This is a genomic window from Mycobacterium sp. E3198 (genome assembly GCF_001667015.1).
Classification (GTDB): domain Bacteria; phylum Actinomycetota; class Actinomycetes; order Mycobacteriales; family Mycobacteriaceae; genus Mycobacterium.
Genome location: NZ_LZIS01000137.1, coordinates 1 through 1,148, shown reverse-complemented (window position 1 = coordinate 1,148; position 1,148 = coordinate 1). Strand labels below are relative to the sequence as shown.

Below are 1,148 nucleotides of genomic sequence, written 5' to 3'. Positions count from 1 at the left end.
ATCGGGGCCGCGCCGGGCTCGGTGGGTTGGATCCCGGTCGCGGTCGCGCCCGCGCCGGGCCCGAACAGCCCGTTGAGGGCGTCACTGACCGTCGGGCCGTAGCCGATCTTGTCGTTGTACATCATCGCCACCCGGATCAGCCGCGGATACGACGACGCGGCGTCGCTGGCCCCCGGCGAGGCGTAGACCGGTTCGACGTACAGCAGGCCGCCCTGGCCCACCGGCAGGGTGAGCAGGTTGCCCCATCGGATCCGGTTCTGGTTGTCGCGGCCGATCACGCCGAGGTCCTGGGACACCGCCGGGTCGGTGGTGATCGCGTTGTTGGCCAGCTTCGGGCCGTTCACCTGACCCGGGATGGTCAGCACGGTGATCCTGCCGTACGTCGCGGGGTCCGAGCTGGCGCTGATGTAGGCCGCCAGGTAGTCGCGCTTGAACCGGTTCATCGCGCTGATCAACTGGTATGACGCCGAATTGTCGTTCTTAGCAATGTTTTTCGCGACGATGTAGTAGGGCGGCTGATAGCTGCTGGCGGTGGGGTTGGGGTCCAGCGGCACGTCCCAGAAGTCCGACGTGGAGAAGAACGTCACCGGGTCGTTGACGTGGTACTTGGCCAGCAGCATCCGCTGCACCTTGAACAGGTCCTCGGGGTAACGCAGGTGCTCGGCGAGCTCGGGGGTGATGTCGCTCTTCGGCTTGACCGTGCCGGGGAACACCTGCATCCACGCCTTCAGCACCGGGTCCTGTTCGTCCTGCTGATACAGCGTGACGGTGCCGTCATAGGCATCCACGGTGGCCTTCACCGAGTTTCGGATGTAGGACACCTTCTTGTCGGGCGCCAGCCGGTTGAACGCCACCTCGGTGGAGTCGGCGGTGGCCGACTCCAGGGACGTCAACTCCGAGTACGGGTAGTTGTCCAGGGTGGTGTAGCCGTCGATGATCCACACCAGCCGCTTGTTGACGATCGCCGGGTACACGGCGCTGTCGGTCGTCAGCCACGGCGCCACCGCCTCCACCCGCCGCGCCGGATCGCGGTTGAACAGGATCTTGCTGTTGGAACCGATGACGCTGGAGAACAAGAAGTTCCGCTCGGCGAACTTGGCGGCGAACACGCTGCGGGACAACCAGTCTCCGATCGGCACTCCCCCGAG

1 protein-coding gene is annotated in these 1,148 nt (G+C 65.7%); it reads right to left on the bottom strand.

Annotation, left to right across the window (positions count from 1 at the left end; all coding sequences use genetic code 11):
* Positions 1-1,148 (bottom strand): UPF0182 family protein (locus tag A5673_RS15675; RefSeq protein WP_197518390.1); only part of this gene is annotated, 1,148 nt, incomplete at both ends.